The 14,427-nt window shown below is 60.8% G+C and carries 15 protein-coding genes; 5 read left to right on the forward strand and 10 right to left on the reverse strand.

From position 1 onward, the window contains the following. Positions 1-13 precede the first annotated feature (13 nt). From AC1RLZ_RS20735 to AC1RLZ_RS20745, 3 genes are all read right to left on the reverse strand, one after another. Positions 14-1,141 (reverse strand): acyl-CoA dehydrogenase family protein, encoded by a 1,128-nt coding sequence (locus tag AC1RLZ_RS20735; protein WP_493190170.1) that lies wholly within the window; start codon positions 1,139-1,141, stop codon positions 14-16. An 80-nt stretch (positions 1,142-1,221) separates the two neighbouring features. After that, positions 1,222-1,677: an acyl-CoA thioesterase gene (locus AC1RLZ_RS20740; RefSeq protein ID WP_493190171.1), complete on the reverse strand. Its 456-nt coding sequence runs from the start codon at positions 1,675-1,677 to the stop codon at positions 1,222-1,224. Continuing rightward, a complete protein-coding gene (locus tag AC1RLZ_RS20745; RefSeq protein WP_493190172.1) occupies positions 1,674-2,795 on the reverse strand; it encodes a zinc-dependent alcohol dehydrogenase family protein in 1,122 nt (373 codons plus the stop codon). Before AC1RLZ_RS20745 ends, AC1RLZ_RS20740 begins: the two co-directional genes overlap by 4 nt. Positions 2,796-2,948: 153 nt before the next feature. Between AC1RLZ_RS20745 and AC1RLZ_RS20750 the strand changes: the two genes are divergently transcribed. The 4 genes from AC1RLZ_RS20750 (at position 2,949) to AC1RLZ_RS20765 (ending at position 6,833) form a co-directional block, all read left to right on the forward strand. Next, on the forward strand, positions 2,949-4,073 hold the full coding sequence (locus tag AC1RLZ_RS20750; protein ID WP_493190173.1) for a CaiB/BaiF CoA transferase family protein: 1,125 nt from the start codon (positions 2,949-2,951) through the stop codon (positions 4,071-4,073). Beyond that, on the forward strand, positions 4,070-5,059 hold the full coding sequence (locus AC1RLZ_RS20755; protein WP_493190174.1) for an NADPH:quinone oxidoreductase family protein: 990 nt from the start codon (positions 4,070-4,072) through the stop codon (positions 5,057-5,059). The genes AC1RLZ_RS20750 and AC1RLZ_RS20755 overlap by 4 nt, the downstream gene beginning before the upstream one ends. A gap of 3 nt (positions 5,060-5,062) precedes the next feature. Then, entirely contained in the window at positions 5,063-6,544 is a 1,482-nt protein-coding gene (locus AC1RLZ_RS20760) for a class I adenylate-forming enzyme family protein (RefSeq protein WP_493190175.1), read from the forward strand. Between the two features lie 76 nt (positions 6,545-6,620). Next, entirely contained in the window at positions 6,621-6,833 is a 213-nt protein-coding gene (locus AC1RLZ_RS20765; RefSeq protein WP_493190176.1) for a hypothetical protein, read from the forward strand. 67 nt (positions 6,834-6,900) lie between these two features. On the opposite strand, the gene AC1RLZ_RS20770 is transcribed toward AC1RLZ_RS20765, so the two are convergent. From AC1RLZ_RS20770 to AC1RLZ_RS20800, 7 genes are read right to left on the reverse strand one after another with little or no spacing between them, the layout of a single operon-like run. After that, a complete protein-coding gene (locus AC1RLZ_RS20770) occupies positions 6,901-8,376 on the reverse strand; it encodes a class I adenylate-forming enzyme family protein (protein WP_493190177.1) in 1,476 nt (491 codons plus the stop codon). A 4-nt stretch (positions 8,377-8,380) separates the two neighbouring features. Then, positions 8,381-9,142, reverse strand: a complete 762-nt coding sequence (locus AC1RLZ_RS20775; RefSeq protein ID WP_493190178.1) for a glucose 1-dehydrogenase — start codon at positions 9,140-9,142, stop codon at positions 8,381-8,383. 22 nt (positions 9,143-9,164) lie between these two features. Beyond that, positions 9,165-9,878 (reverse strand): ABC transporter ATP-binding protein, encoded by a 714-nt coding sequence (locus AC1RLZ_RS20780; protein ID WP_493190179.1) that lies wholly within the window; start codon positions 9,876-9,878, stop codon positions 9,165-9,167. Beyond that, positions 9,875-10,621, reverse strand: a complete 747-nt coding sequence (locus AC1RLZ_RS20785; protein WP_493190180.1) for an ABC transporter ATP-binding protein — start codon at positions 10,619-10,621, stop codon at positions 9,875-9,877. The genes AC1RLZ_RS20780 and AC1RLZ_RS20785 overlap by 4 nt, the downstream gene beginning before the upstream one ends. Position 10,622: 1 nt before the next feature. Beyond that, positions 10,623-11,603 (reverse strand): branched-chain amino acid ABC transporter permease, encoded by a 981-nt coding sequence (locus AC1RLZ_RS20790; protein ID WP_493190181.1) that lies wholly within the window; start codon positions 11,601-11,603, stop codon positions 10,623-10,625. A gap of 21 nt (positions 11,604-11,624) precedes the next feature. After that, the gene (locus AC1RLZ_RS20795; protein ID WP_493190182.1) at positions 11,625-12,506 is read right to left on the reverse strand and encodes a branched-chain amino acid ABC transporter permease; all 882 of its coding nucleotides are present in this window, start codon (positions 12,504-12,506) and stop codon (positions 11,625-11,627) included. Positions 12,507-12,517: 11 nt separating this feature from the next. Next, the gene (locus AC1RLZ_RS20800) at positions 12,518-13,813 is read right to left on the reverse strand and encodes an ABC transporter substrate-binding protein (protein WP_493190183.1); all 1,296 of its coding nucleotides are present in this window, start codon (positions 13,811-13,813) and stop codon (positions 12,518-12,520) included. 164 nt (positions 13,814-13,977) lie between these two features. Between AC1RLZ_RS20800 and AC1RLZ_RS20805 the strand changes: the two genes are divergently transcribed. Further along, on the forward strand, positions 13,978-14,415 hold the full coding sequence (locus AC1RLZ_RS20805) for a MaoC family dehydratase (protein ID WP_493190184.1): 438 nt from the start codon (positions 13,978-13,980) through the stop codon (positions 14,413-14,415). Positions 14,416-14,427: the final 12 nt, after the last annotated feature.

The following is a 14,427-nucleotide window of genomic DNA, read 5'->3' on the forward strand; positions in this document are numbered from 1 at the left end:
GGCAGCGCCGCGCCTAGAGCTCGCGCCCGATCACCAGCTTCTGGACCTCGCTTGTGCCTTCGTAGAGCCGGAACACCCGCGCGTCGCGGTAGAGCTTCTCCACCGGAAAATCATTGAGGAAGCCGTAGCCACCGTGGATCTGGATGGCGTCGGAACAGACGCGCTCGGCGACCTCCGAGGCCTGGAGTTTGGCCATGGAGGCCTCCTTCAGGCAGGGCAGCCCGGCATCCTTCATCCGCGCCGCATGCAGCGTAAGCTGATGCGCGGCCTCAACCTGCGTTGCCATCTCGGCGAGCTTGAAGCCAACCGCCTGATGGTCGATGATTGCCTTGCCAAATGTCTTTCGTTCGCGCGCGTAGCGTATCGCATGGTCCAGCGCGGCACGCGCGACACCGACTGCTTGAGCGGCAACACCGATGCGGCCCGTGTTGAGATTCGACAGTGCGATCTTGTAGCCCGCACCCGGCTGCCCCAGCATGTCGCTGGCGGGTACTTTCATGTCCTCGAGGGCGATCTGGCAGGTGTCGCAATTGCGATGGCCGAGCTTGTCTTCCTCGCGCACCACTACATAACCGGGATTGTCGGTCGGCGTGATAAAGCAGGAGATTCCCTTGCGTCCGGCCTCGGGATCGGTGACCGCAAGGATCATCGCGATGTCTGCAGTCCGCCCCGACGTGATGAACTGCTTCGCGCCTTTGATGACATAATGGTCTCCGACGCGGACGGCCCTGGTCTTGAGCGCACCCGCGTCGGATCCCGCCTCGGGTTCGGTTAGCAGGAAGGCGCCAAAGATTTCACCGCGAGCCAGCGGACGAAGATAAAGCTCCTTCTGCTCGGACGTCCCGTATTCACACAGCGCCGCACAGACAGGCGAGTTATGAACATTGATCATGTTGCAGATGCCGGAGTCGGCGCCCGCCAGCTCCTCGGTTGCGAGCACGTAGGACACATAATCCGCGCCCGCACCGTCCCAATCGGTGGGCACACAAACGCCCATGAGACCCAGCGCTCCGACTTCCGCCAGCAACGCACGGCGATCCAGTCCTTCTTCTTCCCAACGCCCCGCGAAAGGGGCGATCCGCGCAGCGGCGAAATCGCGCGCGGTATCTCTGATCAGTTCTTGTTCGGGCGTGAGAGGCATATGCGACTTTCCGTTGGCGACGTGGCCACCCTGCCGAAGAAGACGCGCCACGTCAACAAAAATGAACGGTGAACCAGAAATCACATCTGTGTTTTTTCGAGCCGAGTAAGCGCCGCGCGTAGGGGCGCAGGGATCTCCACGGGTCGCCGCGTGGCGCGATCGACCATCACGTGGGTAAAATGCCCGTCCGCTGCCGCATGTTGGCTGCCGGTAGAGAATAGGCCGATGCGATAGGTGACGCTGGATATGCCGAGCCGAGCGACGCGCAGGCCAACTTCAACGATTTCGGGAAAAGCGAGCGGCGCATGATACCGGCAACCGCTCTCTACGACGAGGCCGATGACCGGCGCCGCATGAAGGTCGAACGCTCCGTGCGCAATCGCATGAGCATTAACGATCGTATCGAAATAGCTGTAGTAGACTACGTTGTTCACATGGCCATAGATGTCATTGTCGTGCCACCGCGTCGCGATCGGCATCCAGAACGCAAAGTCATCTCGGCTTGTGGGCGGCACTCTTTCGGTCGTCGAGTTCATAGGATCAGCACCTGGCGGATAGCGTCGCCGTCATGCAGACGGTCAAATGCCTCGTTGAGCCCGTCCAACGTCACGCGTTCGCTCAACAGGCGATCGATAGGCAAGCGGCCAGCGCGATACATCGCGATGTAGTTCGGAATGTCGCGCACGGGAACGCAGCTGCCGACGTAACTGCCTTTCAATGTACGTTCTTCCGCAACCAGACTGACCTGCTGCAATTTGATCTCATGGGTCGGATTGGCGAGGCCAGCTGTGACTGTCACGCCACCCCGACCGGTGATTTTGTAGGCGAGTTCGAGCGCGCGGGCACTGCCCGCCGTTTCCACCGCAATGTCGATCCGCGGGTGCGCGACCTTGATACGCTCCATCACATCCGGATCAGCCGCATTGTAGACCGCGGTCGCTCCCAACTGCGTCGCGGTAGCGAGCTTCTTGTCGAGCAGGTCGATCGCGATCGTCTCGCGCGCGCCGCCGGCGATGGCGGCCAGCAGCGCACTGAAACCGACGCCGCCCATGCCAATGATGGCGACGGAATCCCCTGCCTTAAGCTGCGCCGTGTTCACCACCGCACCCATGCCGGTGAGAACCGCGCAGCCGAACAGCGCCGCTTCGTCAAAGGGCAGCGTGGGATCGATCTTGACGACCGAGTTTTCCGATACCACTGCCGCCTCGGCGAAGGCCGAAATGCCCAGATGATGGTTGACGAAGGCAGCGTCGCTGCGCATGCGGCGGGCTCCGCCCAGGAGAGTGCCTGCGCCATTGGCCGCATTGCCGGGCTCGCAGAGGGCCGGACGGCCGGTGGCGCACGGTGCGCAGTGCCCGCAACTCGGCACAAACACCATCGCGACATGATCTCCCGGCGCAACGCGCATGACGCCCGCGCCGACCGCCTCGACTACGCCCGCCGCCTCATGGCCCAGCGCCATCGGCATCGAACGTGGCCGGTCGCCATTGATCACCGAAAGATCGGAATGGCAGAGGCCCGCCGCTTTGATACGCACCAGCACCTCGCCGGCGCCCGGCGGGTCGAGCTCCACTTCCCTGATCTCAAGGGGCCGGCTCTCGCTATACGGCCGCGTGGCCCCCATGGCGCCGAGAATTGCCGCACGTATCCGCATTGCTCGCTCCTCCCCTGTCTGACTGGAAACCCGTATCAAGACCGACAGGTACGCGTCAACGTAAAATGATTTATGAACCACCAATCATTTTTCTTGACCGTCAACGACGCTTATGGAAATTGTGCGGCAAGAACATAGTGAAGGGATGAAGTGATGTTGCCACTATCCGGCGTGAAGGTCCTGGATTTCTCCACGCTCCTTCCCGGCCCGCTGGCGACGCTGCTGTTGGCGGAGGCCGGCGCTGACGTCGTGAAGATAGAACGTCCGGGAACCGGCGACGACATGCGCCGTTATCAGCCCTTCATCGAAAGCGACAATCCGAACTTCGCGCTGCTCAATCGCGGCAAGTCGTCGCTCGCGGTCGATCTGCGCGATCTGAAGCAGCGTGAAGCGGTGCTAGGCATGATCGCCACCACCGACGTCATCGTCGAGCAATTCAGACCCGGCGTGATGAAGCGACTGGGGCTCGATTTCGACAGCGTCAAGGCGATCAACCCGCGCATCATCTATTGCTCGATCACAGGATATGGCCAGACGGGATCGCGCGCCAATGTAGCCGCACACGACCTCAACTATGTCGCGGAAGCTGGTTTGCTGGCGCTGGGCGCCGATCGCGACGGCAGCCCCATCGTTCCCTCGGCCCAGGTCGCCGACATCGGCGGCGGCACTCTTCCCGCGGTCATCAATATCCTTCTTGCGTTGCGCCAAGTAGAGCGAACCGGCGAGGGCGTCTGGATCGACGTGTCCATGACCGACAATGTGATGTGCTGGCAGTCTTGGGCACTCGGTCAGGGCGAAGGCGGCGGCATGTGGCCGCGCTCGGGCAAGGAGCCTGTCTCAGGAGGCTCGCCGCGTTACCAGATCTACCGGACATCGGACGACCGCTTCCTGGCAGCCGCTCCGCTCGAGGATCGGTTCTGGGCCAATTTCTGCGAAGCGATCGATCTGCCGCTGCAGTGGCGGGACGACCTGAAGGATCTCGACGGCGCAATCGAAGCGGTCGCGCGGATCATCGCCGCGCAACCGGCGGCGCATTGGGAGTCGGTTTTTGCGGGCAAGGACGTCTGCTGCTCCATCGTCCTGAGCCTCCGGGAGGCGCGGTATTCGCCCTTCTTTGCAGAGCGTGAGCTGTTTTCGCGCAACGTCACCTTCGCGGACGACACCATTGCCGCCCTTCCGATGCCGCTCGCTCCCCAGTTCGTGCGACCCGAAAAGACCCTTCCCTATCCCCAGCAAGCCACACCCATCGCGGTGCCAGGCGAAGAGGACGCGGCATGAGAGCAGCCCTGATTGATCAACCGACAGGCATTGACACCATAAGAATTGCCGACGTGGCGGTCGCCGCGCCAGCCCCCGGCGAGATACAGATCGAGGTGCGGGCGTCCAGCGTGAATTTTCCGGATATCCTGATGTCCGAGGGCGCATACCAGATCAAGCCGGCCCTGCCCTTCACCCCCGGCATGGAGGGGGCTGGTACCGTCGCTGCCGTCGGCGAGGGCGTGACGAAGTTCAAGCCGGGCGACCGAGTACTGGCCAGCGTCGAATTCGGTACCTTCGCCGAACGACTGAACGTGCCGGAGGCACGCTGCTTCCCGGTACCTCCAGCGATCTCCTTCGAGGATGCGGCCGCCGTGGGCCTCGCCTATCAAACCGCCTATTTTGCGCTGCGCGAGCGGGGCCAGATGACAGCCAATGACGTGGTGCTCGTCAATGGCGCCACCGGCGGCGTGGGGCTCGCCGCGATCCGGCTGGCCAAGGCGTTCGGCGCCCGGACCGTACTCGGCAGCGTTGCCTCTCCGGCCAAGCGATCCATCGTGTTGGATGCTGGCGCGGATGGCATTGTCGATGTGGATACTCCGGAGCACATTACTGCGCTGAAGGACCAGGTCGCCGCTGCGACCGGCGGCCGTCTCGCCGATCTCGTCGTGGAGAGCGTCGGCGGCGACATTTTCGATGCCAGCCTGCGCGCTCTCGCCTTTCGCGGCCGGCTGGTGGTGGTCGGCTTTGCCGGCGGCACGATCCCGGCCGTGAAGGCCAATTACATCCTGCTCAAGAACATCTCGCTGACTGGCCTGCAATGGGCTCTCTATCCGGCGAAAATGACCAGCGAGGTGCTGGCTGCTCAGGCGGAGATCTTTACGCTGCTGGCGGACGGTAAGCTGTCGCCAAATATCGGCGCGACCTACGACCTCGCCGATGTCAAGACCGCGCTCGGCGACATGAAGAACCGCCGGGTGAAGGGCAAAATTCTCGTGCGGATCTAAGCAATGAATGTCAGCCAAATCCTCCATTCCGCCGCCAGCGCCTATGCCGACCGGCCCGTCATGCATTTCAACGGACGGGATATCGGCCACAGCGAATTCGCCGATCTCGTCGGCCGGCTGGCCGGCGCTTTCGTTGCGCGGGGCGTGACACCCGGCGATCGGGTCCTGATCCTCGCCAAAAACTGCCCCGAATGGATTGCCTGTTATTTCGCCGCCCTGTCATGCGGCGGCGTTGCCGTGCCCGTCAATCCCGCCCTTACTTCCAGCGAGGTCGGCTACATCGTCGAACACGCCACGCCTTCACTGGTGGTGACTGATTCCGACTCCATCTCCAGCCTGCGTGACGACATTCCGCATGTCATCACTCTAGGCGCAGGTGGCTCCTGCGCCGACATCGTTGCGTCGACGCAGCCATTGAGCGAAATCGTCGCGCGGGGGCCGGACGATCTCGCGGTGATCTTCTACACGTCCGGCACCACCGGGCGTCCAAAGGGCGTGATGTTGAGCCACGCCGCCGTGATCGCCAACGCCAATATCGTCCATGAGCTTTACACGCTCGGCGCGGGCGACCGCACCCTGGTGACCGGCTCCCTGTCCTTCATCTATTCGATCATGACGAATTGCACCTCGGCTATCCGCTCCGGTGCGACGATCGATCTGCTTGATCGGTTTCACCCCGAACATGTGCTGCGGGCCATCGAAAGCCGCCGCATCACTGTCTTCATGGGAGTTCCGACCATGTATGTGATGATGCTCGGCTGGTCGAAGGACAAGTCCATCGATACGTCGTCCATCCGGCTCACGGTCTGTTCGGGTGCCAGCCTTCCGTGGAATTTGCTGCTCGCAGTGCAGGAGCGGTTCGGCTGGACTCTGTTGGACCTCTGGGGAATGACCGAGGGAACACCGATCACAAGCTATGCGCCGGCCGAACATCCCCGCCAGGATTCCTGCGGCCATGCGCTGGCCGGCTGCGCGGTGCGCGTCGAAACCGAAGCCGGTGAGCAAGCGGCCACCGACGGGGTGGGAGAGGTGCTGCTCAGCGGCCCGCCAGTGATGCTCGGTTACTACAACAATCCGCAGGCCACCGCCGACACGTTGAAGGATGGCTGGGTTCGCACCGGTGATCTCGGCCGGATGGATGCGGACGGCTTTCTTTATATCGTCGGTCGCAAGAAGGACCTGATCATCCGGGGTGGCGCGAATATCTATCCGACCGAGGTCGAGGATGCCATTTACGGTCATCCTGCCGTCGCGGAATGCGCAGTGGTCGGACGTGCCGACGATGTCTATGGCGAAATCGTCGAGGCAGTCGTTGTGCTCAAGGATGGCGGCGCGGCCACCGCAGCGGCGCTTCGAGCTTATTGCTCGACCCGCCTCGCCGACTACAAGGTGCCGGCCATTATCGACTTCGTCGATGTGCTGCCGAAAGGGCCGACTGGGAAGATCCTCAAGCGCGAACTGCGCGAACGCCGCACAGCCGGATAACGGCGAATGCGGCGTAAGGAGCTTGCACGATCGCGGGCTCCGGTTCGCCTTGCCACTGGTATGGAGACAGATTGCGATGCCAGCGGCTTCCGCCCGCGAGACAAAGACGACTATCACCCGCTTTCCGCAATGGACGACGGAAGAGGATCGTTTGCTGCGGTCCATGGCCGAGGCCGGTAAGAGCCTGACACTGATGACAGCCAGACTCAAACGCCCGATCCGCGTCATCAAGTGCCGCGCCCAGGATCTCGGCATTCCGCTCGGCAAATGCCTGCGCGAACGCCCCTGAGCCGTGGCCACGTCCGTGGCTCCTTTGCCTCGCGCGGGGATGATTGCCGCCCCGCCTGAACCTATCGTTAGGCCCGCAACTCGCGTTTCAGGATTTTCCCGGTCGGCCCTTTAGGTAGCACCGGCACGAACGCCACGTGTCCGGGAACCTTGTAACCAGCGAGCCGCTCGCGGCAGTGCGCGATCAAGTCCTGCTCCGATACCATTGCGTTCTCGCCCAGCACCACAACCGCCTTTACCGTCTCGCCGTAGACCGGATCCGCAACGCCTATCACGGCACACTCGGTCACCGCTGGGTGGGCATAGATCGCTTCCTCGACTTCGGCGGGATAGATATTCGCGCCACCGCGGATGATCATGTCTCGCTTGCGGCCGACAATGTACAGGCAGCCGTCGCCATCGAGCTTGCCCAAATCGCCGGTATGTACCCAACCGTCGCGCAGCGTCTCCGCCGTGGCCGTCGGATTGCGATCGTAACCGATAAAAATGTTCGGACCGGTGAGCAGGACCTCGCCGATCACGTCGTGAGCGACGTCATTGCCGCTATCGTCGATGATCCGCACCGCACACCCCGGCAAGGCTCGGCCACAGGATTCCGGGCGCCCCTCTGCTTCCGAGGCAGGGTCGAAGCCGGTGATCGGCGTCCCCTCGGTCTGTCCCCAGAGATCGAATACGGAGACACCGAACCGCTCGCGGAATCGGGTCGCAACACTCCAGGCCAGATTCTGCCCGGCGGAGACACAAAACCGCAAGCTGCTCGCATCGACCTCCTGCGCCTGCGCCCAGTCCAGCATCATTCCAAACATCGTCGGCACGCCCATGAAGATGGTCGCTTTCTCCGACTCGATACCACGCAAGCATACTTCGGGATGGAACCGATCCTGCAGTACAACGGTCGCCCAGGCATAGATTGCGGCGAGCGCGTTGATGACCAGTGGATAGATGAAGGACAGCGAGTTGGGGATCAACGTAACGTCGCTTGCCTTCAGCCGGTAGTGCGTGGCCACCAGTTGTGCGGTGAAAATCTCGGCGCCGTGGCTGAGCACCGCGCCTTTCGGCCGCCCCGTAGTGCCGGAGGTATAAAACATCAATGCGGGATCGTCGTCCGCGCGAGATGCGATCTCCCTGTCAGCCACGCCATCGGCGACAGCTGCGGCCCAACTCCCGCCGGTAGCGCTGAAGGTCAGGACCGCGCGATCGCCGTCCGGCAACAACTGCTGCAGCGCCTCGTCAATTACGACCAGGCGCGGCGCGGCGCTCTCGACCATATAGGCAATCTCCGGCGCGGTGAGTGCCGGATTGACGGGAACGACCATCGCGCCGGCGGCCAGCGCCGCGAAGAGCGTGATCATCCATTCCGGCTTGTTATGTGCGATGATCATCACCCGGTCGTCCGGCTGGATGCCGGTAGCCTTCAAGTAACCCACAAGTTTCGCCGCGCGCTCTGCGACAGACTCATAGGAAACGTCTCGGCCTCCGAACCGAAAGATCGGCTTGGTCCCGTAATTGGTCGAGGTCTCGGCCAAAATGCTCGCAATATTCATCCGACTAACCATGCATGGTAAGGCCGCCCGAAACGCTCACGACTTGCCCCGTCATGAAACTCGCATCGTCGCTGGCAAAAAACAGAACCGCGCCGGGGATATCTTCCGGCTGCCCAAGCCTACGCATCGGGATCGCATCCTTTAACGCGTCGAATACCCGCTTGCCGCGCTCGCCCTCGTCCAGAAACGCACGCAGCATCGGCGTATCGGTGGGTCCGGGGCAGACACAGTTCAGGGTCACGTTATAGCGCATCATCTCGCGCGCCATGGTCTTCGTGAAGGCGATCAGGCCGCCCTTGCAAGCGGAATAGACCGCTTGGCCGGACGACCCAACGCGGCCCGCGTCCGAAGCGACCGTCACTACGCGTCCACGCTTGCGCTCCGCCATCTTTTTAAGAACGACGTGATGCATGTTGATCGGCCCCTCAAGATTCACCGACACGACCTTGCTGCGGAAATGCGCATCGGTATCGAGAAACATCTGAAAGCGATCCCAGCCGGCATTGTTGACCAGCACGTCGATCGGTCCGAGCTTCACTTCCGTGCGCTCCACCGCCGCTACGACGGCGTCGTAGTCGGCGATATCTACGGCCTCGACATGAGTTCGATCCGAACCGAGTTGCTCTGCTAGAGCGTCAGCACCGGTGCGGGACAGATCGAAAATGGCAACCTTGGCGCCTTCGTCGATGAAACGCCGGCAGATCGCCTGGCCCATCCCGCCTGCGCCGCCGGTGACCACCACCACCTTGTCCTTCATTCCTCGCATTGAAATTCTCCCCGTGCCGCGATCACAGCATCAGATATTTGCGTTTGACGTCTTCATTGGCGGACAGTTCGGCCATGGTGCCCTCGAAGCGGATACGTCCTTTCTCGATGACATAGCCGCGATCAGCGATGGCCGTGGCGAAAGGGATATTCTGCTCCGAAAACAAAATGGTCAGTCCCATCTCCTTCAGGGTCTGCAGCCGCTTGCCGAGGTCTTTCACGATGATCGGCGCCACACCTTCTACCGGCTCGTCAAGTAGCAGCACGGACGGATTGCCCATTAGCGTGCGGCCGACCGCGAGCATCTGCTGCTCGCCGCCGCTGAGATAGGCGCCGAGATTGCGATCAAGGCGCGCTAACGGCGGAAACAGCTCGTATACGCGCTCCACCGACCATTCGAAGCCGACAGGAGATGGCCCCTTCTTGATGCCAACCTCGAGGTTTTCCCGAACCGTCAAGTCCGGGAATATGATGCGCGCATCGGCCACATATCCGACGCCGAGCCGGGCGATAGCATCGGTAGGCTTCTGCTGGATATCCTTGCCCTCGAATACTACCCGACCGGACGATACGCCTACCAGTCCCATCACCGATTTGATGGTAGTCGTCTTGCCGGCTCCGTTGCGGCCAAGCAGGCAGACGATCTCACCGCGCCCGACGCGTAGGGAGACGTCGAACAGAACGTGACTGGTGCCGTAATGTGCCGAGATGCCGCTTAGGGCGAGAGCATCGATCATGCGTTCTCTCCAAAATATATCTCTTGCGCGTAGGCGTTACTCTTGATCTCGTCTGGTAGACCTTGCGCCACGATCTTGCCGCGGTGAAGTACGGAGATCCGACGCGCATGATTGAAGACCACCGACATATCGTGTTCGGTGAACAGAACGGCGACGCCGAGTGTCTTATTCAGTTCGTCCACTACATTCATGGTCTCGTTTGTTTCCTCCAGCGACATCCCGGCGGTCGGCTCGTCAAGCAACAGCAGCTTCGGCTTGCTCGCCAGCGCCAGCGCCAGCTCAAGCTTCTTGCGGTCGCCTTGGGAGAGATTTGCGGCAGTTTCATCGATCTTTTCGGTCAGCCTGCACATTTCCACGATCTCTCGCGTGCGCTCGACACCATGTCGCTCTACCCGGCCGAACAGATTGAGCGACAAGCCCATATGAGCGTGGACGGCACACCGAACGTTTTCAAAGACCGTCATCCTTACGAAGATGTTTGCGACCTGGAAGGCGCGTGACATCCCCCGCTTGACGATCTGGTGCGGCGGCGCTTGCCCGATCTCGGTGCCATCGAACACGATGCTTCCGCTCGACGGCCGATGGTAGCCGGTGAGCAAATTAAAGAACGTGCTCTTGCCTGCCCCATTCGGGCCGATGATCGCCTCCTTGGAACCCGCGGCAATTTCCAACGAGACGTCCTGGGTTACGGCCAAGCCGCCAAACGATCGGCAAAGGTTTCGCACAGAGAGAAGAGCGGCCATGTCACTTCCTCCCGACGGACGCGGCCTGCGCCGAGGCTTGCGGCAAGCGCGGCCGCCAGCCCGTTCGCATCAGCGAGCCGATCACGCCGACGACACCAGACGGAGCCATGAAGACGATGAAGATCATCACGAGCCCGATGACCAGCGACCAATAATAGGTGATGCCGGTGACCCAGGCGTGCAGTAGCGTATAGATAAGTGATCCGATCAGCGGCCCGGCAAATGTATACGCTCCGCCGATCAGCGCCATGAAAACGGGGATGCCGGATTCCTGCCAGTTCAGCAGGGTCGGCGCGACGCTGCGGGTGAAAGGTGCCCAAAGCGCACCAGCTAGACCGGCAAAGGCTCCGGCCACAATGAAATTGACCCACATGCACTTCTTCACGTCGACGCCAATGAAGCTCGTACGCCGGCTATCGTCACGAATCGCACGCAGCATGTAGCCGAACGGAGACTGGGTGATCTTCCAAATCGCCGCGCAGGAAAGTGCAACAATTACAAAGACGAAGTAGTGGAATTTGATCGGATCACGCAACGCTGGTGGCGGCAGTAATCCTTGGATGCCGTTGTCTCCACCGGTGAGGTCGTAGGACGAAAACACGAGGAAGAACATCAGCTCGCCAAATGCCATCGTCAGGATGGCGAAATAGATGCCGGTACGGCGAATGACGAAGAAGCCGATAACCGCTGCCACAAGCGCCGCGGCCGGTATGGAAACGAGCAACGCGATGGCAAACGAGCCGTAGCCCGCGCCAAAGTGCTGTTGGAACATGGCCGTGGCGTATGCGCCCGTACCGAAGAACGCGGCATGGCCGAATGAGATCTGCCCCATGTACCCGTAAATTAGATTGAAGCTCATGGCGAAGAGACCCATGATGAGTACCTCGGTCGCGATCATTGTCCAGAACTCTCCGCCAAACAGCGGGACCATGGCCATCAAGGCGAAGAAAATCGCGCTCGCGCTTATACGAGTAGGCGTCATTGTCTTTTTTCCTATGCCTTTTTAGGTGCGAAGTTCGGAGCCGAACAGGCCCCACGGGCGCCAGATCAGGATGCCAACTACGATGAGGAACACCACGGCGAGTGCGCCGTTCGGCCATACCAAGATCGAGAACGCGTAGACGATTCCGACGATCAGGGACGCTACGAACGTGCCGAGAATGCTGCCGAAACCACCAATCACCACGACCGCGAAGGACTGGATGATCAGATCGATGTCCACGCCCAGCGCCATCGGAGCTGTCGGCAACAACGCGCCGGCAGCGAGTGCAGCAAGTGCCAAACCAAGCGCGAAAACACCAGCGTAGATAAACTGGATCCTGACACCGAGCGCACTCACCATCTCGCGGCTATGGACTGCGGCACGGACGATTCGGCCGTATCGGGTGAAGCGCAGGAAGGCCCAAAGCGCCGCGGCAACCAACAGCCCGAGGCCGATCACTACGAATTGGTAGGGGTTGAGGAAGGTGCCGGAAATTTCCAACGGTTCGATATTGAACGACACGCTGCGGTCGGAAACGCCCCAGACAAGACGGATCACGTCGCCGATGATCAGCACCATCGAGAATGTCAGCAGCAGCTGTTCGGGTAACTCCCGGTGATACATCCGGGAAATCAGGACCCGCTCAAGCACGAAACCCAACAATGCCATCGCCAAGCAACCGCCGGCGACGGCGAGCAGGAACATAGGAATGCCTGGCCCGATCAGAGTGTAGATCGAATATATTACATACCCGCCGAGCAGCAGAAGGGTGGCGTGCGCAAAATTCAGAATGTTCATCACGCCGAAGATGAGCGACAGGCCGGCTGATAGCAGGAACAACATCATCGCGCGCGAGATGCCCGCGATGAGTTGGGTGAGAATTAGATCGGGATCGAAGGTCATGATGTTTCCAATCAGCCCCGCTTCTTCTGAAGCGCCTGGACGTCATCGCAACTCGGCAACCATGTCTGCTCCGCAGCGACTTTGATAATCGATTTGGGGTCGAGCACGGGGAAACCGTATTGGGGCACATCGGCGACAGTCCCCACATAGGACGGAATGCCGAGCTGATTGTTGCAACTGCGGAAAGTCGCCCGGCCGCGGCAGGTCTCAATGGTGGAGCCGGTCAAGGCGACGCGCACCGCCTCGTTTTCGATACTTCCAGCTTTCGCGACGGCTTGCTCGAGGCCATAAACCGCGTCAAAATGCATGCAGGCCCAGTCCGAAGGATAGGCGTCGGCACCATAGGCAGCCTGATACATTTTGAGATACTTCTGCATTACTGGCTGATCCAGCAAGGCGTAAAACGGCGCGCGCGCGACGCCGAGCATGCCGCGCGGTAGTGTGCCCTTGAGTTGCTGCAATTCGGTCAACGATAGCAAGCCACCTGGATAGACAGTTCGCTTGAACAGCCCCGCCGGCTTGGCTTGCTCGATGAAGGTTACGTTGTCCTTGCCTGCGATGGCACCGAAGCAGAAGTCAGGCCTCGTCGCCATCATCGCCGAGATGTACGGACCGAAGCTTGTTTCGCCGATTTTGAACCAGAACTCCTTCTGCAACTTCACGTCAGGCGCAAGCTTCGAGAAAGCTTCGAGGAAGCCGGCCTGCTGGGCGCGGGCCCACTCGTAGTCCTGACCGATACTGACGAAAGTCTTCCAATTGTTCTTCTTCGCCATGTCGGCAAGCACGACAGCAATCGCACCGGACTCCATGCGAGTGTCCGGCGAATATTGGAAGAACCAGGGCGAGAAATTCTCGTGAGTCAGGCGCGAGCTGTTACTGTTCGCGGCAAAATGCAGGATTTTGTATTCGTCGATGATCTCTTCAACGGCGAGCGCCTCGGCACTGCTCCAAGTACCGATCACTGCTTTCACGCCATCACGCGTAATCACGTCACGCGCTTCACGCGCGGCGGTAGATGGCTTGCTCTGGGTGTCGCGGAAATGCAGCTCAATGGGATGCTTGCCAAGCAAACCTCCCCGCTGGTTGATCTCCGCGACCGCGGTAGTCACCGCCTTGATACCACCATCTGAATAGTTCGCACCTGCGCCGGTGGCCGACAGCAACAAACCAAGCTTGTACGGCTGAGCCGCATCGGCGCGCGCGACCCGCGGCGCCATCACCAACGCGCCAGCAGCAGCCGAGCGCACCAGGAACTCACGGCGATTAACTGCGCTCAGAATACCTGTCAATTTCCCGTCTTTGGTCATTTTGTCTCCTCCCCCGCATCTTGCTGACGCGTTCAGATGGCCGGATGCTAGATCACGATCCGAAGCTCAGCAAGCGAAAAATGAACGGCGAACCACCGTACATTTTTGTTGACCCCGGCTTTTGATCGCGCGATCTATCCTCGCGACACAGCGGGGAGTGAGCCATGACGGTAACTTTTCTCAACTACCTAGAAGGTATATTTGTCGGACAGTCGGCGAGTTACACGAAGACCTTCTCTGAAGCCGATCTCCTGTTGTTCGCGGAAGCGTCGCACGACGACAATCCGGTCCATTTGGATGAAGAGTTCGCCAAGACGACGCCCTTCGCGGGACGCGTGGTGCACGGAATGCTCACCGCGTCGTTGATCTCCACCGTTTTGGCGAAGGCGTTACCGGGGCCGGGCTGCATCTATATGACGCAGGATATTCGGTTCACTAGTCCGGTTCGGATCGGCGAGCCGGTGACCGCAACGGTCACGATCAAGACGGTCGACTACGAGAAAAACCGCATCGTTGCCGAGACCGTTTGTAAAGTTGCCGATCGAATTGTGATCGAAGGCAAGGCCCTGTTTAAGGCCGAGCGACGTCCCTACGCTGATTGAAGGAGCAGGAGT

It is taken from the genome of Tardiphaga sp. GW822-FHT04G09 (assembly GCF_058800725.1).

Excerpts from the sequence above, each read along its gene's own strand:
- AC1RLZ_RS20765 (WP_493190176.1), top strand. The coding sequence starts at position 6,621 with ATGCCAGCGGCTTCCGCCCGCGAGACAAAGACGACTATCACCCGCTTT.
- AC1RLZ_RS20745 (WP_493190172.1), bottom strand. The coding sequence starts at position 2,795 with ATGCGGATACGTGCGGCAATTCTCGGCGCCATGGGGGCCACGCGGCCG.
- AC1RLZ_RS20755 (WP_493190174.1), top strand. The coding sequence starts at position 4,070 with ATGAGAGCAGCCCTGATTGATCAACCGACAGGCATTGACACCATAAGA.
- AC1RLZ_RS20790 (WP_493190181.1), bottom strand. The coding sequence starts at position 11,603 with ATGACGCCTACTCGTATAAGCGCGAGCGCGATTTTCTTCGCCTTGATG.
- AC1RLZ_RS20740 (WP_493190171.1), bottom strand. The coding sequence starts at position 1,677 with ATGAACTCGACGACCGAAAGAGTGCCGCCCACAAGCCGAGATGACTTT.
- AC1RLZ_RS20785 (WP_493190180.1), bottom strand. The coding sequence starts at position 10,621 with ATGGCCGCTCTTCTCTCTGTGCGAAACCTTTGCCGATCGTTTGGCGGC.
- AC1RLZ_RS20780 (WP_493190179.1), bottom strand. The coding sequence starts at position 9,878 with ATGATCGATGCTCTCGCCCTAAGCGGCATCTCGGCACATTACGGCACC.
- AC1RLZ_RS20805 (WP_493190184.1), top strand. The coding sequence starts at position 13,978 with ATGACGGTAACTTTTCTCAACTACCTAGAAGGTATATTTGTCGGACAG.
- AC1RLZ_RS20735 (WP_493190170.1), bottom strand. The coding sequence starts at position 1,141 with ATGCCTCTCACGCCCGAACAAGAACTGATCAGAGATACCGCGCGCGAT.
- AC1RLZ_RS20770 (WP_493190177.1), bottom strand. The coding sequence starts at position 8,376 with ATGAATATTGCGAGCATTTTGGCCGAGACCTCGACCAATTACGGGACC.
- AC1RLZ_RS20760 (WP_493190175.1), top strand. The coding sequence starts at position 5,063 with ATGAATGTCAGCCAAATCCTCCATTCCGCCGCCAGCGCCTATGCCGAC.
- AC1RLZ_RS20750 (WP_493190173.1), top strand. The coding sequence starts at position 2,949 with ATGTTGCCACTATCCGGCGTGAAGGTCCTGGATTTCTCCACGCTCCTT.
- AC1RLZ_RS20775 (WP_493190178.1), bottom strand. The coding sequence starts at position 9,142 with ATGCGAGGAATGAAGGACAAGGTGGTGGTGGTCACCGGCGGCGCAGGC.
- AC1RLZ_RS20800 (WP_493190183.1), bottom strand. The coding sequence starts at position 13,813 with ATGACCAAAGACGGGAAATTGACAGGTATTCTGAGCGCAGTTAATCGC.
- AC1RLZ_RS20795 (WP_493190182.1), bottom strand. The coding sequence starts at position 12,506 with ATGACCTTCGATCCCGATCTAATTCTCACCCAACTCATCGCGGGCATC.